At 71.3% G+C, this 24587-nt stretch carries 22 protein-coding genes and 9 pseudogenes; 15 read left to right on the plus strand and 16 right to left on the minus strand.

The annotated features are described in order from the left end of the window. Window positions 1–2: 2 nt before the first annotated feature. Both ACRAWC_RS24195 and ACRAWC_RS24200 read right to left on the minus strand, forming a co-directional pair. A pseudogene (locus ACRAWC_RS24195) lies at window positions 3–270 on the minus strand (HPr family phosphocarrier protein). 48 nt (window positions 271–318) lie between these two features. Next, window positions 319–627, minus strand: coding sequence for a PTS sugar transporter subunit IIB (locus ACRAWC_RS24200; RefSeq protein ID WP_431219666.1), 309 nt, complete (start codon window positions 625–627; stop codon window positions 319–321). A gap of 201 nt (window positions 628–828) precedes the next feature. Here ACRAWC_RS24200 and ACRAWC_RS24205 point away from each other — a divergent pair. Next, a pseudogene (locus tag ACRAWC_RS24205) lies at window positions 829–2786 on the plus strand (BglG family transcription antiterminator). A gap of 45 nt (window positions 2787–2831) precedes the next feature. Here the strand turns inward: ACRAWC_RS24205 and ACRAWC_RS24210 are convergent. From ACRAWC_RS24210 to nucS, 4 genes are all read right to left on the minus strand, one after another. Beyond that, window positions 2832–3284 (minus strand): hypothetical protein, encoded by a 453-nt coding sequence (locus ACRAWC_RS24210; protein ID WP_431219668.1) that lies wholly within the window; start codon window positions 3282–3284, stop codon window positions 2832–2834. A gap of 83 nt (window positions 3285–3367) precedes the next feature. Further along, on the minus strand, window positions 3368–4045 hold the full coding sequence (locus tag ACRAWC_RS24215) for an HAD hydrolase-like protein (protein ID WP_431349850.1): 678 nt from the start codon (window positions 4043–4045) through the stop codon (window positions 3368–3370). A 37-nt stretch (window positions 4046–4082) separates the two neighbouring features. Then, window positions 4083–4556 (minus strand): SseB family protein, encoded by a 474-nt coding sequence (locus ACRAWC_RS24220; protein ID WP_431221512.1) that lies wholly within the window; start codon window positions 4554–4556, stop codon window positions 4083–4085. Beyond that, a complete protein-coding gene (nucS, locus tag ACRAWC_RS24225) occupies window positions 4507–5211 on the minus strand; it encodes an endonuclease NucS (protein WP_431349851.1) in 705 nt (234 codons plus the stop codon). Before nucS ends, ACRAWC_RS24220 begins: the two co-directional genes overlap by 50 nt. 53 nt (window positions 5212–5264) lie before the next feature. On the opposite strand from nucS, the pseudogene ACRAWC_RS24230 reads away from it, so the two are divergent. The 3 genes and pseudogenes from ACRAWC_RS24230 to ACRAWC_RS24240 all read left to right on the plus strand — a co-directional run. Continuing rightward, a pseudogene (locus ACRAWC_RS24230) lies at window positions 5265–5767 on the plus strand (beta-propeller fold lactonase family protein); the annotation flags it as partial. Between the two features lie 22 nt (window positions 5768–5789). After that, window positions 5790–5999: pseudogene (locus ACRAWC_RS24235) on the plus strand (beta-propeller fold lactonase family protein); the annotation flags it as partial. Window positions 6000–6136: 137 nt separating this feature from the next. Further along, window positions 6137–6316 carry a beta-propeller fold lactonase family protein gene (locus ACRAWC_RS24240; RefSeq protein ID WP_431349852.1) on the plus strand — a complete coding sequence of 60 codons (180 nt, stop codon included), beginning with the start codon at window positions 6137–6139 and terminating at the stop codon, window positions 6314–6316. Between the two features lie 344 nt (window positions 6317–6660). On the opposite strand, the gene ACRAWC_RS24245 is transcribed toward ACRAWC_RS24240, so the two are convergent. Beyond that, the gene (locus ACRAWC_RS24245) at window positions 6661–7926 is read right to left on the minus strand and encodes an MFS transporter (RefSeq protein WP_431349853.1); all 1266 of its coding nucleotides are present in this window, start codon (window positions 7924–7926) and stop codon (window positions 6661–6663) included. Between the two features lie 69 nt (window positions 7927–7995). Between ACRAWC_RS24245 and ACRAWC_RS24250 the strand changes: the two genes are divergently transcribed. The 3 genes and pseudogenes from ACRAWC_RS24250 (at window position 7996) to ACRAWC_RS24260 (ending at window position 10304) form a co-directional block, all read left to right on the plus strand. After that, entirely contained in the window at window positions 7996–8226 is a 231-nt protein-coding gene (locus tag ACRAWC_RS24250; protein WP_431349854.1) for a LacI family DNA-binding transcriptional regulator, read from the plus strand. Window positions 8227–8508: 282 nt separating this feature from the next. After that, complete coding sequence (locus tag ACRAWC_RS24255; protein ID WP_431349855.1) at window positions 8509–9183, plus strand: substrate-binding domain-containing protein; 675 nt, start codon at window positions 8509–8511, stop codon at window positions 9181–9183. Continuing rightward, window positions 9090–10304: pseudogene (locus ACRAWC_RS24260) on the plus strand (amidohydrolase). The gene ACRAWC_RS24255 and the pseudogene ACRAWC_RS24260 overlap by 94 nt, the downstream one beginning before the upstream one ends. 231 nt (window positions 10305–10535) lie before the next feature. Here ACRAWC_RS24260 and ACRAWC_RS24265 read toward each other — a convergent pair. Then, window positions 10536–11561: pseudogene (locus ACRAWC_RS24265) on the minus strand (MATE family efflux transporter); the annotation flags it as partial. A 187-nt stretch (window positions 11562–11748) separates the two neighbouring features. Between ACRAWC_RS24265 and ACRAWC_RS24270 the strand changes: the two are divergent. From ACRAWC_RS24270 to ACRAWC_RS24290, 5 genes are all read left to right on the plus strand, one after another. Continuing rightward, window positions 11749–12366, plus strand: a complete 618-nt coding sequence (locus tag ACRAWC_RS24270; protein ID WP_431246206.1) for a hypothetical protein — start codon at window positions 11749–11751, stop codon at window positions 12364–12366. A 72-nt stretch (window positions 12367–12438) separates the two neighbouring features. Further along, the gene (locus tag ACRAWC_RS24275; RefSeq protein ID WP_431246207.1) at window positions 12439–13230 is read left to right on the plus strand and encodes a hypothetical protein; all 792 of its coding nucleotides are present in this window, start codon (window positions 12439–12441) and stop codon (window positions 13228–13230) included. Between the two features lie 57 nt (window positions 13231–13287). Further along, window positions 13288–14220 carry an ATP-binding cassette domain-containing protein gene (locus tag ACRAWC_RS24280; protein WP_431246208.1) on the plus strand — a complete coding sequence of 311 codons (933 nt, stop codon included), beginning with the start codon at window positions 13288–13290 and terminating at the stop codon, window positions 14218–14220. Then, window positions 14217–15881, plus strand: a complete 1665-nt coding sequence (locus ACRAWC_RS24285) for an ABC transporter permease (protein WP_431349856.1) — start codon at window positions 14217–14219, stop codon at window positions 15879–15881. Before ACRAWC_RS24280 ends, ACRAWC_RS24285 begins: the two co-directional genes overlap by 4 nt. 43 nt (window positions 15882–15924) lie before the next feature. Further along, the gene (locus ACRAWC_RS24290; protein WP_431246210.1) at window positions 15925–16398 is read left to right on the plus strand and encodes a GbsR/MarR family transcriptional regulator; all 474 of its coding nucleotides are present in this window, start codon (window positions 15925–15927) and stop codon (window positions 16396–16398) included. Between the two features lie 24 nt (window positions 16399–16422). Here ACRAWC_RS24290 and ACRAWC_RS24295 read toward each other — a convergent pair whose 3' ends face one another. From ACRAWC_RS24295 to ACRAWC_RS24305, 3 genes are all read right to left on the minus strand, one after another. Beyond that, a complete protein-coding gene (locus ACRAWC_RS24295) occupies window positions 16423–17331 on the minus strand; it encodes a serine hydrolase (protein WP_431219680.1) in 909 nt (302 codons plus the stop codon). A 157-nt stretch (window positions 17332–17488) separates the two neighbouring features. Continuing rightward, complete coding sequence (locus ACRAWC_RS24300; protein WP_431246211.1) at window positions 17489–19465, minus strand: M13 family metallopeptidase; 1977 nt, start codon at window positions 19463–19465, stop codon at window positions 17489–17491. Window positions 19466–19481: 16 nt separating this feature from the next. Then, window positions 19482–19883: a hypothetical protein gene (locus ACRAWC_RS24305; RefSeq protein WP_431246212.1), complete on the minus strand. Its 402-nt coding sequence runs from the start codon at window positions 19881–19883 to the stop codon at window positions 19482–19484. 29 nt (window positions 19884–19912) lie between these two features. On the opposite strand from ACRAWC_RS24305, the gene ACRAWC_RS24310 reads away from it, so the two are divergent. The 3 genes and pseudogenes from ACRAWC_RS24310 (at window position 19913) to ACRAWC_RS24320 (ending at window position 21109) form a co-directional block, all read left to right on the plus strand. Then, window positions 19913–20350 carry a DUF2510 domain-containing protein gene (locus ACRAWC_RS24310; RefSeq protein ID WP_431349857.1) on the plus strand — a complete coding sequence of 146 codons (438 nt, stop codon included), beginning with the start codon at window positions 19913–19915 and terminating at the stop codon, window positions 20348–20350. 41 nt (window positions 20351–20391) lie between these two features. Further along, window positions 20392–20673, plus strand: a pseudogene (locus ACRAWC_RS24315) (PrsW family glutamic-type intramembrane protease); the annotation flags it as partial. 76 nt (window positions 20674–20749) lie between these two features. Further along, window positions 20750–21109 carry a PrsW family glutamic-type intramembrane protease gene (locus ACRAWC_RS24320; RefSeq protein WP_431349858.1) on the plus strand — a complete coding sequence of 120 codons (360 nt, stop codon included), beginning with the start codon at window positions 20750–20752 and terminating at the stop codon, window positions 21107–21109. Window positions 21110–21122: 13 nt separating this feature from the next. Here the strand turns inward: ACRAWC_RS24320 and ACRAWC_RS24325 are convergent. The 5 genes and pseudogenes from ACRAWC_RS24325 to ACRAWC_RS24345 all read right to left on the minus strand — a co-directional run. Beyond that, window positions 21123–22507 (minus strand): annotated as a pseudogene (locus ACRAWC_RS24325) (glycine--tRNA ligase). A gap of 81 nt (window positions 22508–22588) precedes the next feature. Next, entirely contained in the window at window positions 22589–22855 is a 267-nt protein-coding gene (locus ACRAWC_RS24330) for a GNAT family N-acetyltransferase (RefSeq protein ID WP_431349859.1), read from the minus strand. Window positions 22856–22910: 55 nt separating this feature from the next. Further along, window positions 22911–23219, minus strand: coding sequence for a GNAT family N-acetyltransferase (locus ACRAWC_RS24335; RefSeq protein WP_431350021.1), 309 nt, complete (start codon window positions 23217–23219; stop codon window positions 22911–22913). Window positions 23220–23239: 20 nt separating this feature from the next. Beyond that, window positions 23240–23857, minus strand: a complete 618-nt coding sequence (locus ACRAWC_RS24340; RefSeq protein WP_431349860.1) for a hypothetical protein — start codon at window positions 23855–23857, stop codon at window positions 23240–23242. A 277-nt stretch (window positions 23858–24134) separates the two neighbouring features. Then, window positions 24135–24575: pseudogene (locus ACRAWC_RS24345) on the minus strand (glutamyl-tRNA reductase); the annotation flags it as partial. Window positions 24576–24587 lie beyond the last annotated feature (12 nt).

A 24587-nucleotide genomic window follows, 5' to 3' on the forward strand; every position in this document is an offset into this window, starting at 1 on the left:
GATCAGGCGTCGTGGTCCGTGGCCAGGATCTCGGCCAGGTCGTCGAGCACGGCCTCCGCGTCGTCCGCCTCCGTGGTGAGCACGATCTTGTCGCCGTGGTCGATGCCCAGCGAGATGACTCCCAGGATGCTGCCGGCGTCGACGGTCTTGCCGCCCTCCTTCGTCAGCTTCACCTTCGCGCCCCGAGCCGTTGACCGCCTCGACGAAGAGCTTCGCCGGACGGGCGTGCAGCCCGTGCGTCGATCCGACCGTGATGATCCGTTCAGCCATTGTGGTGATCTCCTTCGCTCCGTGCCGGCCCCGTGGCCGCCCTGTCTCTCATAGTGTCGTCGCCTTCGCGTCCAGGGCCAGGTCCAGCGCGCGCTCGCCGTCGAGGGCCGCGGGGGAGACGGGAGGCAGCACGACGACGGCCGTGCCGGTGGCGGCGGCGCGCTCGCGCAGGCCGGCCACGGCGGACTCGAGGTGGGCGCCGACGAGGACGACGTCCACGCCGTCCAGGGATTCCAGCTGGCTCACGCTGCCCGGCTCGACGTCGACGACCGCGCCGCGCGTGCGTGCCGCGCTGCGCAGCTTCACGGCGACGAAGGTGCTGGACGCACCGGCGCCGCACACGACCACGATCCTCATCGATCTTGCCTTTCCGGGGTGTTGCAGGTGCCCGCAGACTGGAGCGGGGGCGTGCTGGTGGAGCTCATGGGACGTCGATCATGGTCCCTCCGGGTGGCCCGGCGCTGCCAGCAGCGTTTCTTCCGGGGGTGCGGAAACCTGGCCGGAAGCGCCGTGGGGGAGCTCCCGGGGTGGTTGACTCGTTCACGGAAGGTGGTCCCGGTGGCGCTCTCGGCGAAGCAGACGAGGATGCTCGACATCCTCGAGCGTCGTGCTGCCTGGGTGACGGCGGGCGAGCTCGCGCACGACATCGGCGTGACGACGCGCAGCATCCGCTCGTATGCGGCCGCGCTCGGCGAGGTCGTCGAGTCCGGGCCGAACGGCTACCGGGTGAAGCCGGAGGCGTACGCCGCCTATCTCGCGGGTGACGGCAGCTCGGACACGGGCACCGCCGGGTCGCCCCAGGAGCGCCTGGTGTTCCTCGTGCGGCGGCTGCTCGACGAGCCGGAGGGCATCGATGTCTACGAGACCGCGGAGAGCCTCTTCGTCTCCGACTCGACCATCGAATCCGACCTGACCCGGATGCGCGGCCTGCTCGCGGGAACGGAGCCTCGCTCGAACGCCGCGGCGGCACGGTGCAGCTGCTCGGGCCGGAGATCGCGCGGCGGAAGCTGCTGAGCCGGCTGTTCCGCGACGAGATGCGGCAGAGCGTCGTCGATGTGGCGCGCATCCAGGAGGCGTTCGGATCGCGGGGCCTGGCCGAGTTCAAGTCCGACCTCGTCGCGATGCTCGACGCGCGGGGCTTCTTCGTCAACGAGTACGGCATCAACGACGTGCTGCTGCACATGGCCGTCGCGCTGGACCGGGTGGCGAAGAACCGCGTCCTGCCCACGGTCGAGGAGCCGGAGACGAGCGAGACCATCCGCTCGCTGGCGCAGGAGCTCGGCGCCCTGATCGAACGCCACTTCGGCACGGCGCTGGACCCGACCGAGCTGCGCTACCTCGCCATCCTGATGCGGACCCGCGTCATCGCCCCGGGCGCCGGGCGCGACACCGTCGAGGAGTTCGTCAGCGACGCCGACCTGGAGGTGGTGCGCGGCATCGTCGACCGCGCATCCACCGAGTACCTCGTCGACCTGCACGACGAGAACTTCATCGTGCGCCTCACCCTGCACGTGCAGAACCTCGTGGCCCGCGCACACGAGAACACGTACTCGCGCAATCCGCTCACGCGCTCCATCAAGAGCTCGTACCCGATGATCTACGAGCTCGCGGTGTACATCGCCAGCCGGCTGCAGGCGGCGGAGGGCATCGCGGTCAACGATGACGAGATCGCGTACATCGCCATGCACGTCGGCGCGTATCTCGAGCAGCAGTCCCGCCGACGGGATGCGGTCACCTGCGCGGTGGTCTGCCCCAACTACTACGACATGCACATCCTGCTGCGCGACCGGCTGGAGAGCACGCTGGGCGACGAGCTCGACATCACCAGCGTCATCACCTCGACGGACGCCGACTGGGATGCGATCGACGCGGATCTGGTGCTCACGACGATCGACCCGCGCGGACGGCGCGAGAACACGGTCATCGTGCAGCCGTTCCTCACGGAGACGGATGTGGAGCACATCCGCCAGGCCGCGTCGCGCATCCGCCGGCAGCGGCACCGGGCGCGCATCAAGAGCGAACTGCTGGAGTACTTCGACGAGCGCCTGTTCCTGCGCAACTTCTACGCGCGCGACCCGATCACGATGATCCGCGCGCTCGGCGACCGGATGATCGCGGCCGGCGCGATCGATCAGGAGTACGTGGACCAGACGGTCGAGCGCGAGCAGATGTCGTCCACCGCGTTCACCGACTCGCTGGCGGTGCCGCACGCCATGTCGATGAGCGCCTGGCGCACCGCGATCGCGATCGTGGTCAACGACACCGCGATCGACTGGGGGGATGCGCGGGTGAACGTGATCGCCTTCATCGCGTTCTCGGCGGAGGGGCGGTCGTCGTTCCAGACGGTCTTCGATCAGTTCGTGGAGGTGTTCTCCGACCGCGAGGCCGTCCTGGCGCTCATCCGCCGCTCCGACACCTTCACCGCCTTCATCGACGAACTCGTCCGCATCATCGACGCCCTGACCCTCGAGCCGCCCCTCCATCGAGTCCGCGAAGTTTGCACGCGAATCGGCTGAAACCGTGCAAACTCCGCGGACTCGACGGTGGGGAGGGCGTGCGAGCTACTGGTTCGCGGTGACGGCGTACGTGACCGAGACGCCGGGGGTCTTCACGGCGACGGTGTACGTGCCGTTGGTGTAGACCGCGGCGCTGTCGGTGGCGCCGGCCTGCTCGGTGTAGCCCTTGCTCTTCAGCGCGGACTGGGCGTCCGCGAAGCCGTTCTTGCCCTTCGGCTGAACGGTGACCGACCACCCGTTGGCCTTGTCGCCGCGCGCGACGACGACGGTCCCGTCGACCAGAGGAACGTCGTTCTTCGGGAAGTCGGACGGAAGGTCCTCCGACGTCGCGCCCGAGTCGGAGGAGCCCGAACCCGAGCCGGCCTCCGACGAGGACGACGACTTCGGCGTGTGCGAAGAGACGTAGTTGGTGTTGCCGGCGCCGGAGCAGCCCGCCAGCGAGGCGATGGTGAGGGCCGCGACGACGGCGGCCGGAACGAACGGATTACGTGTGCGCATATCGATTCCTAGTGCTGTATGAGGTGCGGTTTCGCAACACATCAGCCTACCCGCGCGCGAACGGCTCCGCCTAGTCGGTGTCCTCAGCCGAGGAGCAGCGAGCTCAGCTGGTCCGCTGAGTGCACGACGGCGATCGCGCCGGCCGCTTCGGCGGGGGAGCCGTAGCCCCATTCGACGAGGATGGTCGGCAGACCGTGTGCGCTCGCGCCCTCCACGTCGTACTGCCGGTCGCCCACCATGACGGTGTGCTCGAGGTCGACACCGCGCTCGCCGAGGCGGCGCAGGGCCTCCGCCACCACATCCGCCTTGGCGCTGCGGCTCTCGTCCTCGGTCGCGCCCGTGATCACGTCGAAGTACTGCGCGAGCCCGAAGTGCTCGAGGATGCGCGTCGCCTGGATCTCCGGCTTGCTGGTCGCGAGGGCCAGCGGGATGCCCGCGGCGTGCACGCGCTCCAGCAGGCCCCGGATGCCCGGGAAGACCGCGGAGTCGAGGGCTCCGTGCTGGGCGTAGTCGGCGCGGTAGACGGCGAGCGCCTCGCGGGCCTCGGACTCGGTCATGCCGCCGAAGCTCTTCAGCGAGTCGAGCAGCGGAGGGCCCACGTACTCAAGCAGCTGGGCGGGGGTGGGGACCGGCTGCCCGAGCGCCGCGAACATGCGGGCGAGGGACGAGGTGATGCCGGGGGCGGAGTCGGTGAGCGTGCCGTCGAGGTCGAACAGGATGCACGTCCACGTCCGCGTGACGGTGGTGGTCGGGTTGGTCATAGCGGTCCTACTGTATGTCACGTATCTGAATCGCCCGTCAGCGCTCGCTGAGGGCGGATTCGATGTGTGAGCGCGCGACCACCATGGTGTGCTCGGCCCCCGGATCGAACTGCACGGCGACAAAATCGGCCGTGCGGATGAAGCCCAGCGCTTCGAGAGCCGGCACGATCACCGCCTGGACCCGCGCGCCCTCGCCCTCCGTGCTCTGTGCGACCGCACCCCGCAGCGCGTTCATCGATGTGAACAGGGGCAGCACCGCCTCGCCCGTCGTCGAGCTGATGGTGCGCAGACGCGTGTCCTCGGGGGTCGAGCCGGTCACATCCACCACCAGGCCGCCCTTCGTGGCGGCGGCGAGCAGCGCATCCAGGTTCGCCAGGGTCGGCTCGGCGGCGATCGCGGCGAGGGCCTTCTTGACCGGTCCGTTCTCGTACGACTGCGGGAAGCGGGGGCGGGGCGCGCCATCAGAACAGCCTGCTGTCGCTGTCGTCGAGGCCGCGCATCGCGTCGTAATCGAGCACGAGGCAGCGGATGCCGCGGTCCTCGGCGAGTGTGCGAGCCTGCGGCTTGATCTCCTGGGCGGCGAAGATGCCGGTCACCGGGGCGAGGTGCGGGTCGCGGTTCATCAACTCCAGGTAGCGGGTCAGCTGCTCCACGCCGTCGATGTCGCCTCGGCGTTTGAGCTCGACGGCGACCGCGGCGCCGGAACCGTCACGAGCGAGGATGTCCACCGGGCCGATAGCGGTCATGTACTCCCGGCGGACCAGCACGTGGCCGTCGCCGAGGAGGTGGATCTGCTCGGCGAGCAGCTTCTGCAGATGCGCCTCCACCCCGTCCTTCTGCAGCCCCGGGTCGATCCCCAGATCGTGGGAGGTGTCGCTGAGGATCTCGTGGATGGACACCACCAGCATGTCGGCCGTCTTCGCCTGCGTCACGCGCCAGACCTCGCGGATGCCGGCGGCCCGCTGCAGTTCGTCCGGTTCGTCGACGGTGAGGGTGCACGGCGGGCTCATCCAGTTGAGCGGCTTGTACGACCCGCCGTCGGAGTGCACCAGCAGGCTGCCGTCCGCCTTGAGCATCAGCAGCCGCGTGGCCAGTGGCAGGTGCGCACTCAGCCGGCCGGCATATTCGACGGAGCAGTTGAGCAGTGACGAGACGCACCGGAACATCCTACGTGGCGGGCGGCCGCCCTCGCCGAGGGCGGCGGTGGTTGGATGGGCGCATGCCCCGCGAACTCCTCATCGGCACGGTACACCGAGAACCTACCGCACGTCGACGGTCACGCGGAGGGGTGCTGTCGGCGCGGTTCAACGGCACGTCGGTGACGGATGTGCGGGTCGCCGCGCGCGTGACGAACCCCTCGTGGGTGGCTTCCGCGCCGGGCGGGCGGACCGTGTACGCGGTGAGCGAGACGGAGCCGACGGCCGGGTCGTCGCCTACGCGCGGTCCGAGGACGGGACGCTGACCGAACTGAACTCCGTGTCGAGCGGCGGAGCGTCGCCCGCGCACCTCGTCGTGCATCCGGCGCTGCCGCTGCTCGTGACCGGGACCTACGGGAGCGGGACCGTCTCGGTGTACGCGCTCGCGGCCGACGGGTCGCTCGGGGCGCGGACCGCCTTCGTGCAGCACGAGGGTCGCGGGCCGGACCCGTCGCGGCAGGAGGGGCCGCACGTCCACCAGCTGAGCATCGACCCGCAGACCGGTGACGTCGTCGTGGTCGACCTGGGGCTGGGGGAGGTCCGCTGGTATGCGCTCTCGGAGAGGGGCGAGCTCGAGCTGCGGGCGGAGGCGACGCGTGGTCATCGGCTCGGCCGGCCCGCGCCACCTGGCGTTCCACCCCGATGGGACGCACGCGGTGCTGGTGAACGAGCTGGATTCGTCCATCGACGTGCTGCGCCGCGACGGCACCCGGTTCGTCCGGGCGCATAGCACCACGACGCGTGCCGACGGCGCCACGGGCGACAACGCTCCGGCGGCGGTGTGCATCACGGACTCCGGGACGACCGTGCTGGCTCAGCAAGTCCGCGGCGACGACGACCATCGCGGTGTTCGCCTTCGACCCGGCGTCCTCGCTGCTGACCACTCGTCGCCTCCGTGCCGGTCGGCGGACGCTCGCCTCGCGATCTCGTCATCACGCCGGAGGGTGACCGGGTGCTGGCGGCGTGCCAGGACAGCGACGAGGTGACCGTCTTCGCCTTCGACGATGCGGCGCGGTCGCTCACGCCGCTGGGCGCATCCCCGGTGCCGACCCCGGTCCGCATCGCGTTCGTTTAAGGGCGGGGCGGGGCGGCGCGGGGCGTCCGTTCCCCGCGACCCGTGACGAGTGGCGCGTATTCGCGCCGACTTGCGAAATCTGCTCACCGCTCGGCGGGAGGGGTGCGTGGGCGCGCCGAATGGGTCAGGCCGACGGCCTTCGAACGGTGAGTAGGTGCGCCTATCTGCGCCGAGTCGCGACATCTGCTCACCACTCGCGGGGAAGGGCGGATCGGACGGACGCGCGGGAGGGTCGCCGCCCGAGTGGTGAGTTGTGGCGCGAATTCGGCGCGAGTTGCGACATCATGTCACCCACTCGGCCGGAGAGGAGAGCCGGCGGGAACGGCCGCCGCGCCCGTCGCGCCTCAGACCGCCTCGGGCGCGTTCTCGCGCGCGGCGGCGGGCGCCACGACCAGGCGCAGCGGCGGGCGCCGCGAGGCGCGGCGACCAGCAGCCCGAGCACGAGGAACAGGGCGTTCAGCAGGCGCGAAGTGCTGCCCGAGGAAGCCGATCAGGGGCGGACCGGCGAGGAGCGCGCAGTATCCGATGATCGCGACGGCGGAGACGCGCGCGGCCGGGTTCGCCGCGCCGTCGGCCGCGGCGGACATGCCGAGCGGGAATCCCAGCGAGACGCCGAAGCCCCACAGCGCGGTGCCGATCACCACGAGCCACATCGGTCCGCCGACGATGAACAGCACCAGCCCGAGGGCGCCCATGCCCGCGGTGATGCGGATGGCGGCGACGCGGCCGATGCGGTCCACGATGGGTCCGCCGGCGACGCGGCCGATGGTCATCGCCGCGACGAAGAAGCCGAAGACGAGGGCGCCGACCGAGTTGGACTGGTCGTGGCCGTCGACGACGGCGAGCGAGATCCAGTCGTTCGCGGATCCCTCGCCGAACGCCATCCCGAGCATGACGACGCCGATCAGGATGAGGCGCCAGTCGGCCCACACGGCCAGCGACGTGCGCATCCGCTCGCCGAACAGGATGCGCCTGGCCGGCGCCGCGTCCTGGTCGCCGAGTTCGGCTTCGCGGGGGATGTGGCGGATCGCCACGAACGCGACGACCACGATCGCGACGGCCACGCCGAGCAGGTGCCACGCGACGAGGACCGCGAGCCACGCCGCGAGCGCGCCGATGCCCGCGCCGAGGACCGTCCCGAGGCTGAAGCAGGCGTGCATGAGCGGCAGGAGCGTCTTGCCGATCTCGCGCTCCACCGCGGTCGCCTCGACGTTCATCATCACGTCGACCATGCCGTTGCCGAAGCCGAGCAGGATGAGGCCCACCGCGACCAGCGGAACGCTGTGGAATGTCGTGGCGCCGAACCCGATGCACAGCGTGCCGATGGCGACGATGATCAGGCCGCCGACCATCCCGCGATGCGGTCCGAAGCGCACCAGCACGGGCGAGGAGACGCTGAGGCCGATGGATCGCGCCGACCGACATGCGAGGATCAGCAGGCCGACCGCGGACGGGTCCTTGCCGAGTCCGAGGTCGTCGCGCACGCCCGGGATGCGGGCCACCCACGTGGCCATGGCGAGGCCGCTCAGGATGAAGATGACGAACACCGCGTTCCGCCAGGCCGTCAGCTCTCGGCGGGGGCGCGTCGGGGTGGAGGTCGGCAGTGACATCGGGGCGATTCCTGTGGGTTCGTCGGCTCGAATCGTTTCGATCGAAACGATTCGACTAAGCTACCACACGTGAACGAACCCAGCACAGCCCCGGCGGGCACGCGGCCGACCCTGGCCGCCGTCGCCCGCCTGGCCGGCGTGTCCAACTCCACCGCGTCCCTCGCGTTCTCGGGCACCGGTCCCGTCTCCGACGCGACGCGGGAGCGGGTGCTCGCCGCGGCGAAGAGCCTCAACTACGCCGGGCCCGACCCCGCGCCCGGTCGTTGCGCCGTGGCCGCTCCGGCATCGTCGGGGTCGTGATGGAGGAGCGGGTGCGCGACGCCTTCCGCGACCCGATCAAGATCGCCCTGCTCGACGGCATCACGGAGGAGATCGGCGCGATCGACGCCGGCCTCCTGATCCTCACCGACGCCGGGGAGGCCGCCCAGCGCATCGAGGACGCGCCGATGGATGCGGTCGTCCTGATCGGCTGCAGCCCCCGGCTCGACGAGTCGGTCGCGACCCTGCGCCAGCGCGGAATCCCGCTCATCGCGATCGAGGGGGACCCAGCAGACGGCGTCCCGACCATCGGTCAGGACAACCGTGAGGCGACCCGCGTCGCCGCGCCAGCACCTCCACCACCTCGGCCACCGCGAGGTCGCCGTGGTGACCCTCTCGCTCACCCGCGACCGCGCACGCGGCCCGCTGACGCCCGAGCGGGTCGCCGCCGCCAGCTCCACCACCGCGATGGAGCGACTGGCCGGCGCGCACGACGTCTTCCCCGGCGCGGGCGGCTGGGTCACGCGGGGATCGTTCGTCGAGGAGGGCCGGGCCGCCGGGCGCGCGCTGCTCGCCGACGCCCGTACGCGTCCGACGGCGATCATCGCGCAGAGCGACCTGCTGGCGGCCGGCGTCATCCGCGCCGCCGAAGAGCTCGGCCTCGAGGTACCCGGTGATGTCAGCGTGGTCGGGTTCGACGGTGTCCGCGTCGACGGCCTCTGGCCCTACGACCTGACCACGCTCGTGCAGCCCGCGGTCGACAAGGGCCGCGCCGCCGGGCGCGCCGTCGTGGAGATGCTCGCGGGCGGCCAGCCGCATCCCGCCACCTTCACCAGCGTCTTCCACCAGGGGAACACGACGACTGCGCCGAAGGAGGCGTTAGGGCCCGGTCGTAGGCTGGCGGCATGGATCTCGAAGCGCTGTACCGCGACCTGCACGCCCACCCCGAGCTCGCCTTCACCGAGCACCGCACCGCCGGCATCGTCGCCGACCGGCTGACGGAGCTCGGCCTCGACGAGGTGCACACCGGCATCGCGACCACGGGCGTGGTCGGCGTACTGCGCAACGGCGACGGCCCGACGAGTGCTCCTCCGGGCCGACATGGATGCGCTGCCCGTGCGGGAGCAGACCGGCCTGGACTGGGCGTCGACCGAGACCGTCACGGACGAGGCGGGCAACACGGTGCCGCTGATGCACGCGTGCGGGCATGACATCCACATCACGTGCCTGCTCGGAGCAGTGGAGGCGCTGGTCGCCTCGCGCGCGGAGTGGTCCGGGACGCTCGTCGCCCTGTTCCAGCCGGCGGAGGAGCACGGCGGCGGCGCACAGGTGATGGTCGACGACGGCCTGTTCGAGAAGGTCCCGGTGCCGGATGTGGTGCTGGGCCAGCACGTTCTCCCCGCGCCCGCCGGTATGGTCGGAGCGCACCCCGAGGCGGCCATGGCCGCGGTGGACACGATGGAGGTCACCCTGCACGGGCGCGGCGGTCACGGCTCGCGCCCCGAGACGACGATCGACCCGGTCGTCATGGCGGCGGCCACGGTGATGCGCCTGCAGGCCGTGGTCTCGCGCGAGGTGGCCCCGCAGGACACCGCGGTCGTGACCGTGGGGAGCCTGCACGCGGGCACGAAGAACAACATCATCGCCGCCGAGGCGAGCCTGGGGATCAGCGTTCGCAGCTTCAGCGAGGACGTTCGGCAGCGCGTGCTCGACGGCGTGCACCGTGTGATCCGGGCCGAGTCGGACGCTTCCGGCGCGCCGAAGGAGCCGGACATCGAGTGGGGCGAGCGCTACCCGGTCACCGTCAACGACCCCGAGGTCGACGGCCCGGGTCAATGCCGCCTTCGCCGGCAGAGTTCGGCGAGGATCACGTTCTCAACCCGGGCGCCCTGTCCGGCAGCGAGGACGTCGGGAACCTCGCGACAGCGGCCGGCGCACCGCTGGTCTACTGGATGCTCGGCGGCGCCGACCCCGAGACGGTGCTGCGCGCAATGGCAGCGGGCACAGTCGAGACGGACATCCCGACCAACCACTCGCCGTTCTTCGCGCCGATCCCGCAGCCGACCATCGACACCGGGGTGCGGGCGCTCGTCGTCGCGGCGCGCGGCTGGCTGGCGTAGGCGTACCGCGGCGCGCGCGGGCGTCGCCGTCGAGACGGTGGCGCCCGCGCGCATCCATACCCGGCCGCGTGCCCGGAGCCCCAGGGTGACCGCCCGGGCGCCCAGGTAGCCGAGCACGAAGGCGGCGGTGAGCAGGGCCAACCCTCCGGCATCGGACGCGCCCCAGGCCGCAGCGGCGATCGCGAGCGGCACGAAGACCGCGACGTTGATGAGGCCGGTCACGGCGAGGTAGCGCGCGTCGCCCGCGCCGATCAGCACGCCGTCGAGCACGAAGACGTAGCCGCCGAGCGGCGCGCCGAGCCCGACGATCGCGAGCGACAGCGGCAACAGGGCGGCGACGGAGGCATCGCTCGTGAAGAGCGCGCCCGCGACCGGAGCCAGGGCGATGGTGACGACGCCCAGCACCACGCCCGCACCGACTCCCCAGCGCAGGCAGCGGCGGAGCACCGCCCGGACGACCTCGAGGTCGCCCTCGCCGAGGCCCTTGCCGATCAGCGCCTGCGCGGCGATCGCGAGCGCGTCGAGGGCGAAGGCGAGCGTTGCGAAGACGGTCATCGTCACCTGGAAGGCGGCCAGCTCGTCCGGTCCGAGCTGCGTCGCCGCGAAGACCGCCAGCAGCATCGCGGCGCGGAGGCTGGCGGTGCGGAGGAGCAGCCAGCCGCCGGCGCGGGCCGTGCGCCCGATGCCGGCATGGTGCGGGAGGAGGGGCGCGCCGACGCGACGGGCGTGCCGTGCGACGATGACCGCGTAGACCAGCACCATCCCCCACTGGGCCGCCACGGTGCCGAGCGCGGAGCCGGCGATCCCGAGCCCGGCCACGTAGATCAGCAGGTAGTTCAGCAGGATGTTCACGGCGAACCCGGCCACCGCGACCGCGAGCGGCGTCCGGGTGTCCTGCAGGCCGCGAAGCAGGCCGGTCGCCGCGTAGACGACGAGCATCGCGGGCAGCCCCAGCATCGACAGCGAGAGGTACTGCTCGGCCTGATCGCTCACGCCGGGGGATGCGCCGAACAGCCCGACGAAGAACGGCGACGCCGCCCATCCGGCCGCCGCCAGCGCGATGCCGAGCACGAGGGCGAGCCAGCAGCCGTCGACACCGGCGGCCACCGCACCAGGTTCGTCTCCGGCTCCGAGGCGGCGCGCCACCGCCGGGGTCGTGCTGTAGGCGAGGAACACCATGAGCCCCACCACCGTCTGCAGCACCGCGCTCGCAATGCCCAGACCCGCCAGCGGTTCGACGCCGAGGTGCCCGACCATGGCCGAGTCGGCGAGCAGGAAGATCGGCTCGGCCACCAGCGCTCCCAGGGCGGGGACGGCCAGCCGCAGGATCTCCCGATCGACGGGACGGCGCAGGATGGTGCTCACGACCGTCAACGCTAGCCCGGGCCACCGACGCGCGGAGCCCGCTCCCTTCGATGTCGGTGGCCCGACCTACGGTGGACGCATGAGCCACCTGATGCCCGAGCCCCTCGCCACCTGGACTTGGCGGCTGGAGCGGGTCCGCAGCGGACGCACGGTGCTCACCCGCTCCCAGGCCGCGACGGCGCGCACCGACCTGGCCAACGACCGGGCAGCGCATCCCGAGGCCTACGCGGGATACGAAGACGAGTACGCGACCGCCGTCGACGAGCTCGACGTGCTGTCACGGCAGGCGAACCGTCACGACGACCTCCTGTCCGTCCTGGCGGCGGAGCGCCGTCGCGCCGAGCGTGAAGCGGTCGCGGGCGGCGCTGTCGCCGACGCGCGTGCCTCCCGGGGGCGCACCTCCCTCGCGACGGAGCATGACCGCGTGCCCGCCGGACTACCCCAGCCGCTGGACGAGTGGGTGCACCGACTCATCCGGTACCGGGCCGGCGTCAAGATCATCTCGCCGATCGAGGCCGCGCGCGCCGAGATCCGGCTGCGCAACGAGGCCGACCTGCAGCCGGGCGCGTACCGGGCGGGTGTGGCCGCGGGCTACTACGCGCGCGTGGTGCGCGAACTGGGCGAGATCGCGACGGCGGAGCGCCCCGGGCGGCGCGAGGGCGGCCTGGTGCGCGGGCTGACCGGCTCCCTGACCTGAGACGTCTGCTGCCTGTGCCCGGTCGCTACGATCGAGGCGTGCGCACAGCGATGCGCCGGGGTGGGGGATGCGGTGAGTCCGAACGAGGCGGCTGCGCTGCTGGGTGTGTCGCCGGGCGCGGAGTCCGGCGAGGTGCAGCGGGCCTACGAACTGCGGCTGGAGGAGGCGGGGGCGGACGTCCAGCGCCGGGACGCGCTGACGGCGGCACGGGATGCGCTCCTCGCGGCATCCGCCTGGCGGGCCCCGCAGCAGCAGCCGGCCCATCCGCAACCGCAGCAGCGTGCGTACGCGCCACCGCCGCCGGTCGACGGCAGAGCGCCGCAGGCCTACGGGACGCCGCAGGCGTACGCGCCTCCGTACGCGCCTCCGCCTCCGCCCCGGCGCCGACGCCGACGCCTCTCCACGGGCGCGATCGTCGGCATCACGCTCGGCGGCATCGCGGCCGGTCTCGTCCTGATGCTGATGGCGCTGTTCGCCATCCTGGCGATCGCCCACAGTTCCAGCCGGCTGGCGGACGCGCCGACCAGTTCGACGGCGGCGCCGTTCGACGAACCGTCCGCGCCGCCGACGGATGGCTCGTCGCAGGGCGGCGGCGCTGACGACCCCGCGGCGGACGACTACGACGTCGACGGCGTCCATGTCCACTACGTCGACGGATGGACCTTCGAGTTGACGCCCGGCCAGACCTGCGCGGGCGCGACCATCACCGCCGCGTTCTCGGACTCCCCGGAGGGCGACGAAGTCGACAAGTGGAGCACCACCATCGACCTGGTCGCCGGCGAGCCGTACACGTTCACGATCCCGGACTCCGCGTCGGCGCACGACTATGCGGGCATCGACGCTGTCCAATGCGGCCAGGCGTGACGCGCTCGAAAAACAGAACTTTCACAAATTACTGAAGCGGGCGTAGCATCACGTTCCATGGATGCGGTGATCGACGTCTCCGGACTCGAAAAACGATTCGGGCGCGTGCGCGCCCTCGACGGCCTCGATCTGACGGTGGAGGCGGGCGCCGTGCACGGCTTCCTCGGCCCGAACGGAGCCGGGAAGTCCACGACGATCCGGGTGCTCCTCGGCCTCGCCCGTGCTGACGGCGGCCGTGTCGCCCTTTTCGGACGGGACCCGTGGCGGGACGCGGTGGACCTGCACCGCCGTATCGCCTACGTGCCGGGAGACGTCAGCCTCTGGCCCAACCTCTCCGGGGGCGAGGCGATCGACCTGCTCGCCCGGCTCCGCGGCGGCACCGTCGACAAGGCCCAGTACGCCGCCCGCAAGCAGCGGCTGATGGAGGTCTTCCAACTCGATCCGACGAAGAAGGGCCGGGCCTACTCGAAGGGCAACCGTCAGAAGGTGGCCCTCGTCTCCGCGTTCGTGACGCCGGCCGACCTGTACATCCTCGATGAGCCCACGAGCGGGCTCGATCCCCTGATGGAGGCCGTCTTCCACGCGGAGATCACCCGCGTCGCAGCGGAGGGAGCGACCGTCCTGCTCTCCAGCCACATCCTGTCGGAGGTGGAGCAGCTCTGCGACCGGGTCAGCATCATCCGCGCCGGCCGGACGGTGGAGACCGGCACGCTGGACGAACTCCGTCACCTGACCCGCACCGAGATCGCGTTCAGCGCCGACGGCGTGCCCCAGGATGCACTTGCGCAGCTCGCCGGGGCCCACGACCTCCAGGTGCGGAACGGGCGGGTCCGGTTCACCGCCGACAGCGACGCCGTCGCACCGCTGCTGGAGAGATTGGCGCGGCTGCAGGTGCGGGGACTGACGATCGCGCCGCCCTCCCTCGAGGAGCTCTTCCTGCGCCACTATGGCGACGACCTCGCCGCCGACGAGGTGGCGATGTCGCGATGAGCACCGCGGCCGCCCACCTGGAGCCGTCGCGCGCCCGGCCGCTGACCAGCCGGGTGAGCCGGGCGGCGACGCTCGGCGTCCTGCTCCGCCAGCGGCTGCGGCGCGACCGCTGGCAGCTGCTCGTCTGGCTGCTGTGCATCGCGGTCCTGGGCTTCTTCTCGGCGTCGAGCATCGATCAGACGTACGGCACCGCGGCGGCCCGGGAGCAGCTGGTGCGCCTCGCGATCGCCGACCCGACGATCATGGTGCTGCGGGGACTCCCTCAGGGCGCGAGTCTCGCGGCGTTGACGTTCTTCGAGATCTACACGTTCACCGCCCTGCTCGCCGGCCTGATGAACACCTTCCTGGCGGTGCGGCACTCGCGCGCGGAGGAGGAGTCCGGGCGAGCGGAGCTGGTCGCATCCAGCCCCTCCGGTCGCCTCCTGCCGACCGTCGCGACGGTGCTGCACGCGACCATCGCGAACGTGGCGCTGGCCCTCCTGACGGCCGCCGGTTTCGCGGCGGCGGGCCTGCCCGCCTACGGCTCGCTCGTCGCCGGTGCCGCGGTGGGCGGCGCCGGGCTCGCGTTCTTCGCGGTGGGGCTCCTGCTCGCCCAGGTGTTCAGCACCTCGCGCGGCGCCAACGGGTTCTCCTCCGCCGTGGTGGTGCTCGCCTTCCTGGTGCGGGGGATCGGGGATGCGACGGGCACGCCGTTCGGCGACGGCATGCACGTGAGGTCGGCCTGGCCGACGTGGCTGAGCCCGATCGGTTGGGGTGAACAGACGGCGCCGTGGACGGCTGACGACTGGCGGCCGATCCTGCTGATGGTCGCCTTCGCCGGCGTGCTCCTCGCCGTGGTCTTCGGGCTGCAGTCGGTGCGCGACTCGGGCGCGGGCATCATTCCGGAGCGAGCCGGCCGCGCATCCGCCCGGCCGACGCTGTCCGGCGCGTTCGGTCTCGCCTGGCGGCTGCGGTGGCCCACGGTTCTCGGGTGGACGGTCGGGGGCGCGCTGAGCGGACTGCTCGCCGGCGCGCTCGGCAGCGTCGTGAACAACTCGATCGCCAACGACCCGAGCATGGCGGGCATCCGGCAGGCGATCGGGAGGATCGGCGCAGGCGGATCCGGTCCGCTTACGCAACTGTTCATCGCGGCGATCTTCTCCATCGTCGGGGTGCTGGCCGCCGCCTGCGCGGTCCAGGCGGTGATCCGCCTGCGCCAGGAGGAGGCGGCGGGGACCGCCGAACTGCTCATGGCGGCCCCGCTGTCGCGGCTGCGGTGGCTGTTCTCGTTCCTCGCGGTCGGCGTGCTCGCCGTCCTCGCCGTGCTGCTGGCGGCGGCCCTCGCCTCCGGGCTCTCCGCGGTGGCGGCGGGTGAGAAGCCGTCGACCGTCGGCGACTCGTTCGCGGCCGCCGCGGCACAGCTCCCCGTCGCGCTCGTCTACCTCGGCGTCCTCGCCCTGGTGTTCGTCCTCGCGCCGAGCTGGACCGTGCCGTTCGGCTGGGCGGCGCTCGGCCTCGGCGCCTTCATCGGCATCTTCGGCGGGCTGATCGATCTTCCGGAGGGCATACGCCACCTGTCGCCGTTCGCCGACGTCCCGGTGGTGGTGGGCGACGTCGACTGGACGGGGGATACTGGATGTTCGGCATCACGGCCGCCGCGCTCATCGCGGCCGCCGCACTGATCCGCCGCCGAGACTTCGCTATCGGATAGACGGGACGATGCCCATGGCCAGAGACGAGGCGGCGCTCGCCGAGGTGATGGAGCACTCCGCGGCGGTCCTCACCGCGGCCGGTTTCCCGAAGATGCCCGCGCGCGTGCTCATGGCGCTGACGGTCACCGAGACCGCCGGCCTCACCGCCGCCGAGCTCTCGGAGCGCCTCGAGGTGAGCCCGGCGGCCATCTCCGGCGCCGTCCGGTACCTGCAGACGCTCGGCATCATCCGTCGTCTGGCCCAGACCGGCAGCCGCCGTGACCGCTACGAGATCCCGAGCGACTGGTACGCCCTGATGGTCCGCAACAGCCCGATCTACGGCACGCTCGCCGACCAGGCGGAGTCGGGGCTCGCCGCGGTAGGCGACGCGGCGTCTCCGGCGACCGAGCGCCTGCGTGACATGGCCGGGTTCTACCGGTTCCTGCAGGGACGCCTCCCGCAGCTCATCGCCGAATGGGAGCAGGTGCGCAGCGCACGCGAGGCGTGAACCCCGGGCGTCGGGCCTGAGGGGTCAGAAGACGTACTCGAGCAGGTCGAGGCCGACCGAGCGCATGCCGTCGATGACCGCCAGCCGCTCCGGCAGGCTCGTGTCGTCGAAGTACGTCGACACCGCGTAGGTGACGCCCGCTCGCGGACCGCGGAGCACTCCGACCTCGCTGCGCACGCCGGCGTCGGTGCCGGTCTTGTTGACGAGCAGGATGCCGTGCTCCGGGTGCCGGTGTGAGTGCGGGTCGAGCCCGAAGGCGCTGGAGACGAGCGAGAAGTCGCTGTTGAGGGACAGCCACGAGATCACCCGCTGGCTGGTCGCCGGGTTGACGATCTCGCCTCGGGCCAGCGCCGAGAACAGCCAGGTGAGCTCGTTGGCGCTCCCGACGGAGAGTTGCGGGGCGTCGTCCGGTCCGCGGTGGTCGCGCACCAGGTCGAGCAGGGCGGTGCGGGTGAGGCCGAGCGACTCGGTGCGGGCGCTCACCGCCTCCAGCCCCACCCGGCGGAGGAGGACGTTCGTCGCCAGGTTGTCGCTGGTGGCGCCCACCAGGGCGGCCAGGTCGGCGATGGGCAGCGACGGAACGTGGAGGTGGTGCCAGATGCCGGACTCGCCGGCGATGTCCCGCGGGTCGCGGTCGAGATGCGCAAGAGGGCTCAGCTGACCCGACTGGAGCCGGGCCGCGACCTCCACGAGCAGCAGCACCTTGCCGATGCTCGCCGTCGGCATGACCACGTGGTCGTCGACGGAGAACAGCACCGCGCCGGTCGAGAGGTCGGTGGCGCGCGCGGACACCTGGACGCCCGAGACGGCCAGCCGGCCGAGCGCGTCGAATCCGCGACTGAAGGTCTCGGTCGGTCCGGCCGCGCGGTGACGACCTCGGCGGCTCGCCGCCTGCCGCGCCCGGCGGGCGGACTCTTGGGCCTGGATCGTCACGGTGTCGCTAGGTCTTTCTTCCGAGTCGGTTCTACCGGAATCGCGGCGCCCCTCCCCGGCTCCGCCGTCGTCCGTGCGAGGGTGGCCGCGTGGACGATAGGGACGATGTTACCCCGTGGTCGGGGGGCAGAACGCACGAGTTCTGAGAACGGTCGAGCTACCAGATGGTGACCCGCTCGGCGGGAGCGAGCCAGAGCCGGTCGCCTTCGCCGACCTGGAAGGTGTCGTAGAAGGCGTCGATGTTGCGCACGATCTGGTTGCAGCGGAACTCGTTCGGCGAGTGCGGGTCGATCGCGAGCAGGCGGATGACCTCCTCATCGCGTCCCTTCTGCTGCCAGGCCTGCGCCCACGACAGGAAGAACCGCTCTGCGCCGGTCAGCCCGTCGATCACGGGAGGCTCTTCGCCGTTCAGCGACAGCAGGTACGCCTTCCAGGCGATGCCGAGGCCGCCCAGGTCGCCGATGTTCTCGCCGATCGTCAGGGCGCCGTTCACGTGGTGGTCGGGCACCTGCTCCGGAGCGAGTGCGTTGTACTGCTCGATGAGGCTCGCGGTGCGCTTCTCGAACGCCTTCCGGTCGGCCTCCGTCCACCAGTCCTCGAGCCGTCCGTCGCCGTCGAACTTCGACCCCTGGTCGTCGAACCCGTGGCCGATCTCGTGGCCGATGACGGCGCCGATCGCGCCGTAGTTGGCAGCGGCGTCCCGGTCGGCGTCGAAGAACGGGAACTGCAGGATGGCGGCCGGGAACACGATCTCGTTGAAGCCCGGGTTGTAGTAGGCGTTGATCGTCTGCGGCGTCATGAACCACTCGTCGCGGTCGATCGGCTTGCCGATCTTGCCCAGCTCGCGGTTGAACTCGAACAGCGCGGCGGCGCGGACGTTGCCGACCAGGTCGGTGGGGTCGATCTCGAGGCTGGAGTAGTCGCGCCACTTGACCGGGTAGCCGATCTTCGGCGTGAACTTCTCCAGCTTGTCGAGGGCGCGGTCACGCGTCTGCTCGCCCATCCAGTCGAGGGTGCGGATGCTCTGGCGGTAAGCCTCGATCAGGTTGGCGACCAGCGCATCCATCCGCTCCTTGGCCGCCGGCGGGAAGTGCTGCTCGACGTAGATGCGGCCGACCGCCTCGCCCATGGCGCCCTCGACGAGCGAGACGCCGCGCTTCCAGCGGGCCCGCATTTCCGGGGTTCCGGTCAGAGTGCGGCCGTAGAAGTCGAAGTTGGCCTCCACGAAGTCGCCCGAGAGGTACGGCGCCGCGCCGTGGACGACCTGCCAGGTCAGCCAGTCCCGCCACGACTCGAGGCGGTCCTCGGTGAGGAGGCCGGCGAGTCCGGTGGTGAACGACGGCTGACGCAGCACGACCTCGGCCAGTGCGCCCTGGGGCGCGCCCAGCGCGTCGGCCCAGACCTCCAGATCGGCCGCCTGCCCGGCCGCGGCGCCGCCGGTGAAGAGGGCCTTGGCGTCGGCCCAGTCGTACAGGTTGTAGGTCTTCTCGGAGTCGCGCGAGGCCACGTTGTCCCAGTGCTGCGCCGCAAGCGCGGTCTCCAGGTCGAAGACGCGCTGCGCGCGGTCGGGGGCGTCGTCTACCCCGGCGAGCTCGAACATCCGCTGGATGTGCGCGACGAACGCCTCACGGACCGGGGCGAACCGCTCCTCGCGGAAATACGACTCGTCCGGCAGCGAGATCCCGGACTGCTCGAGGAAGACGAGGTAGCGCTCGGGGTCGCCCGGGTCGTTGTCGACGAACAGCTGGTAGAAGCCGCCGAGGCCGCGACGCTCCAGCTTGCCCACCGTCTCGAGCAGGCTCGGGATGCTGTCGACGCCCGAGGCGAACGTCAGTTCGTCGCGGATGGCCTCCACCCCGAGCGCATCGACCCGGTCCTCATCCATGAAGCTCGTGAAGAGGTCGCCGAATTTGCGCTCCTCGGTGCCCTCCGCCGCATCCTGGGCCTTCTCGACGATCTCGCGGACGGCCGCCTCCGACTGCTCGGCCAGGATCATGAACGACCCCCAGCGCGCCTTGTCGGACGGGATCTCGGTGCGGTCCAGCCACTTGCCGTTGACGTGCCGGAACAGGTCGTCCTGGGGGCGGACGGCGGGGTCGAGTTCGTCGGTGCGGATGCCGGAGTCGAGCGTCATGCGCCCAGCCTACGGGTCAGGCCGTCGCGTGGGCCAGCGACGACAGGCGCCGGTACGAGATCGCGAAGAGGGCGGCCATGAGGAGTTCGGCGAGGATCGACACCGTGCCCGAGAGGCCGCCGAAACCCGCGAACGAGAACCCGATGTTGATGACCGCAACGAGTCCGTAAACGATGGCGAAGACGCCGCTCAGGAGTGGGCGGTTCGTCATCCGCCACCACGGCCGCGCCGCCTGCACGGGCTCGCCGGGTCCACGGAACATCCGGCTGACCAGGTACCAGGCGGTCACCTGGAGCACCGTCAGCACCACCGAGACCGCCTCGGAGTGCAGCGCGTCGAAGAGCAGCGCCACCAGGATGTTCACGGCGACGAGCACCGCGATCACGGCGGCCTTGCGGCCCGGGGTGGTGAAGCGCATGCAGATCCTTCTGGTGCTCGGCTGCCAGCATGTCAGTTCCCTCAGACGGCCCGGCGGAGGCTCGCCGTGACGCCCGGAAGGGTGAGGTGCGACTCAGTCTGCGTTCGTATGCTGGCCCGGTGACCCTCGCCACCTCCCCGCAGCAGCCCGCCGATCCCGAACGGCCGGGCGGGCAGCCGAGCGCGGGCCTGCCGCCGGCCGGCTGGTACGGCGACCCGTCCGACGTGCACGCGCTGCGCTGGTGGAGCGGCGCCGGATGGACGGGATACACCTACCCGCTGCAGGCGGCGCAGCCCCGCGGCCGGAGCGGCCGCCGCGCAAGTGGATCGGTCGCTTCGGCGGGTGGATCCTCGTCGCCTCCAGCGCCTTCATCTGGGTGTGGCTGTTCGGGTTCAGCCTGCTGCTCAACGCGATCGCGCCGCACGCGTCGGACGACGCACCGGCCGTGCTGTCGCCGTACCTTCTGATGACGGGTGCGGCCACCGTCGCCGCCGCCATCCTCTACACGATGGCCTACCGGCTCCGGCCGGACGACAGGCTGACCGCATCCCGGCTGGTGATCATCGCGGGCGTCGGCGGGCTCGGGGCCACGCTGGTGGCCGGGCCCGTCAACAGCCTGATCGACGTGCTCGGCGGTGGCACGGCGTCCCACCCGAGCGGCCTCGCGCTGGTGCTCGCCGGCGTGGTCGAGGAGCTGCTCAAGGTGACGGCTGCCGTGCTCCTGGCCCTCACCCTCCCGGTGAAGAACGCGCGCATCGGCCTGTTCGTCGGCGGCGCCGTCGGGCTCGGGTTCAGCGTCATCGAGAACCTCGGATACCTGCAGGAGTCGTTCGCCCGCGGCCAGGACAACGGGATGGGGTCTCGGGATGTTCCTCGCGACCGTCGTGGGGCGCGAGCTGACCGGCCCGTTCCTGCACCCGGTGTTCTCGGCGCTTCTCGGGGCGGCGGTCTTCGCGGCAGCCCGCAAGGGGCGCTTCCGCCTCACGATCGGCGTCGTGCTGGCCTATCTCGCCGTCGCGGCCGGGCACGGGCTGTTCAACGGCGCTACCTGGCTCGCCCAGCACCTCCCGTGGCAGAAGGCGGCGGCCGGCGGGGCGCTGCTGCTCTTCGAGCTGCTGTTCGCCCTCGGCAGCGGTCTGGCGTGGCTGCTGATCGCGCGCCGGATCCGGAGGAGAGACGCCGAACGCCGGGCCGCCGAGCAACGGACCGCCGAGGCCCGGCGCTAGGCCGAGGCGCGGGTCAGATCTCGCGGAGCCGCTCGGCCAGGTAGCGGTCGAGGCCCTCGAGCGGGATGCGCTCCTGCTGCATCGAGTCGCGGTCGCGAACGGTTACGGCGTCGTCCTCGAGGGAGTCGAAGTCGACCGTCACCGCGAGCGGCGTGCCGATCTCATCCTGTCGCCGGTAGCGGCGGCCGATCGCGCCCGAGTCGTCGAAGTCGACATTGCGGCGCTTGCGGAGCCGGTCGGCGAGGCCGCGGGCCAGCGGTGAGAGGGCCTCGTTGCGCGAGAGCGGCAGCACCGCGACCTTGACCGGCGCGAGGCGCGGGTCGAGGTGCAGCACGGTGCGCTTGTCCGTGCCGCCCTTGGCGTTCGGCACCTGCTCCTCGTCGTACGCGTCGACGAGGAAGGCCATCAGCGCGCGGGTGAGGCCGAACGACGGCTCGATGACGAACGGCACGTAGCGCTCGTTCTTGTTCTGGTCGAAGTAGCTGAGGTCTTTGCCCGAGTGCTCGATGTGCGTCCTCAGGTCGAAGTCGGTGCGGTTGGCGACACCCATCAGCTCGCCCCACTCGCTGCCGACGAAGTCGAAGCGGTACTCGATGTCGATCGTGCGCTTCGAGTAGTGCGCCAGCGCGTCCTTCGGGTGCTCGAATCGGCGGATGTTCTCCGGCTTGATGCCCAGCTCGGTGAACCAGTCCCAGGCCAGGTCGATCCAGGTGTCGAACCACTGCTCATCGGTGCCGGGCTCGACGAAGTACTCGATCTCCATCTGCTCGAACTCGCGGGTGCGGAAGATGAAGTTGCCCGGCGTGATCTCGTTGCGGAATGCCTTGCCGATCTGGCCGATGCCGAACGGCGGCTTCTTGCGCGAGGTCTGCAGCACCGAGCCGAAGTCGGTGAAGATGCCCTGGGCGGTCTCCGGCCGCATGTAGTGGAGGCCCGACTCGTCGTCGACGACGCCGAGGAAGGTCTTCATGAGGCCCGAGAACTGGCGGATGGGCGTCCACTGGCCGATCTTGTCCGGGTGGTCCGGGTCGGGGATGTCGTCGAGGCCGTTCGCCGGCGGGTGGCCGTGCTCGGCCTGGTACGCCTCGAACAGGTGGTCGGCGCGGTACCGCTTGTGGGTGATGAGCGACTCGGTGAGCGGGTCACTGAACACCTGGACGTGGCCGGATGCCTCCCACACCTGTGTCGGCAGGATGATGGCCGAGTCGAGTCCCACCATGTCGCCGCGGCCGCGCACGAACGCGTTCCACCACTCGCGCTTGATGTTCTCCTTCAGCTCCACGCCGAGGGGACCGTAATCCCACGCGGAGCGTTCCGCCGTAGATCTCGCCGGAGGGAAGACGAATCCGCGGTGCTGCGCAGCGTGATGACGGAATCCAGTCTCGACGGTGCGGCCATGGTGCTCCCTGTGCGATGCGGGTGTGTGGGACCCGTCCATCCTACTGAGGATGCGCGCGCTGCATTGAGCCGCCGGCCTCGCTACGCCTCGGCGGCCGCCCGGAACTCCTGCTCGAGGATCGCGTACACCGCGGTGTCCGACCACTCGCCTTTGAAGATCTCCGTCTCGCGCAGCAGTGCCTCCTGCCGCATCCCGAGGCGCTCGCAGAGCCGGGCGGAGGCGTCGTTTCGGGCGTCGAGCTGGGCGAAGACGCGGTGCGCGCCCAGGGTGTCGAAGCACAGCTCGAGGACGCGCTGGGCGGCCTCGGTCGCGTAGCCGCGACCGTGCACGGCGGGTGGAAGACCCATCCCATCTCGAACTTGCCCCACGTCGCGTTCTTGAGGAACAGGCTGATGTCGCCGATCACCCGCCCGGGCCGCCGCCCTCGGTCTCGGCCAGCTCGACCGCGAAGACGATGCCGTCGCCGTTCTCGGCGAGGCGGTTCATCGCGATGCGCTTGCGCAGGTGCTCGGCGGACTCGTCGTGGTCGTGCACCTCCCAGTAGAGGTACCGGACGACGTCCTTCAGCTTCTGGTAGGCGTGCACGTCCTCCAGGTCGCCGGTGTTCAGCGGACGGAGCAGGAGGCGCTCGGTGCGCAGCTGCTCGGCGGCGTACGGGAGGTTGGTCGCGCCATGCGGCTCGACGACGGTCGTGGTGGCTTCGTCGCTCACGGTCGCTCCTTCAGTCGGGATCAGGATGCAGCGGACGCGTCGTCCACGGCGGAGAGGTGCGGGCGGCCGGCGGCTTCGGCCTCGATGTCGACGCCGAAGAGGGCCGCGGCGCCGTCGATGAACGATTGCGCCTCGCCCTGGCGCGCGAGCTCTCGGGCCCGGACCGAGGGGGTGTGCAGCAGCACGCCGGCGAGGTGACGCAGCGCCGCCTCCGTCTGGTCGCTGGCGTCGCCGCGGCCGCGCGCACGCTCGATCTCCGCATCCAGCACGTCGAACACGTGCTTGCGGAGGGCGACCAGCGCGGGGGTGACCGCCTGCTCGGCGCTGCGTGCGCGGTACTCGGCGGCCGCCGCATCCACGATGCTCCGGGCGTCGTCCGCCGCGTGCAGCTCCTCCAGCGGCGCGTGGATGCTGATCGTCTCGAGGTCGAGGAGTTCGACGCCGGCGAACTCGGCAACGGCAGGGTCGACGTTGCGCGGCAGGCCCAGGTCGATCACGAGCCGGCGCCTCGGCCGCACCGGAGCAGCTCGAGCGCCTCGGCGAGGAGCGGACGGGTGAGCACGTAGTCGGTGACCGCGGAGCAGGTGAGCGACGAGGTCGCTCTCCGCCAGCGCATCCAGGAGCCCGTCGGCGGGCACCGCGGCGATGTCGTGCGAGGCCGCGAACTTGGGCGCGCGGCCGGAGGGAGTACACCCGGACGTCTGTCACGCCGCGGTCGCGGAGGGGCGGCAGGCTCGCGCCGGCGTACTTGCCGGTGCCGACGAGCAGCACGCGGGTCTGCGCCCAGTCGCTGACCCGGCTCTCGGCCAGGTCGAGAGCGAGCCGGACCATCGAACGGCCGGCGGTCATGATCCCGGTGCGGTTCTTGACGCCGCGCGAGGTGCGCGAGGCGACCTGGAAGAGGCGCTCCAGCTCGCTGGTCACGGATCCCGTGGAGCGCGCCGTCTCGAGCGCCCGGCGCACCTGGCCGGCGATCTCGCCCTCGCCGACGACCACGGACTCGAGTCCGCTGGTGACGGCGAAGAGGTGCTCTGCGACCGCGTGGTCGCTGTAGACCAGCTCGCGGAGCGGAGGGTGTCGGCGTCGATCCCGGAAGCGCCGCTCACGGCATCAAGACGGCCTCGGCCGAGACGGCGCGAGCGGCGGAAGCGGCTCGTCGATGTCGAGGTACGCCTCGAACCGGTTGCAGGTCGCCAGGACGACGGAACCGGCGACGATGTCGCTGTGCTCTGCGAGTGCGGCCGTGATGGCCGGAGCGTGACGCTCGAGCCGTTCCAGGAGGTCGAAGTCCGCCGTACGGTGACTCGACGAGAAGCACAGAAGCACGCATGAAAGCCTACGCTCGCGTCCGGCCATCCTCGAATCGGG

This window comes from Leifsonia sp. L25, from assembly GCF_050632895.1.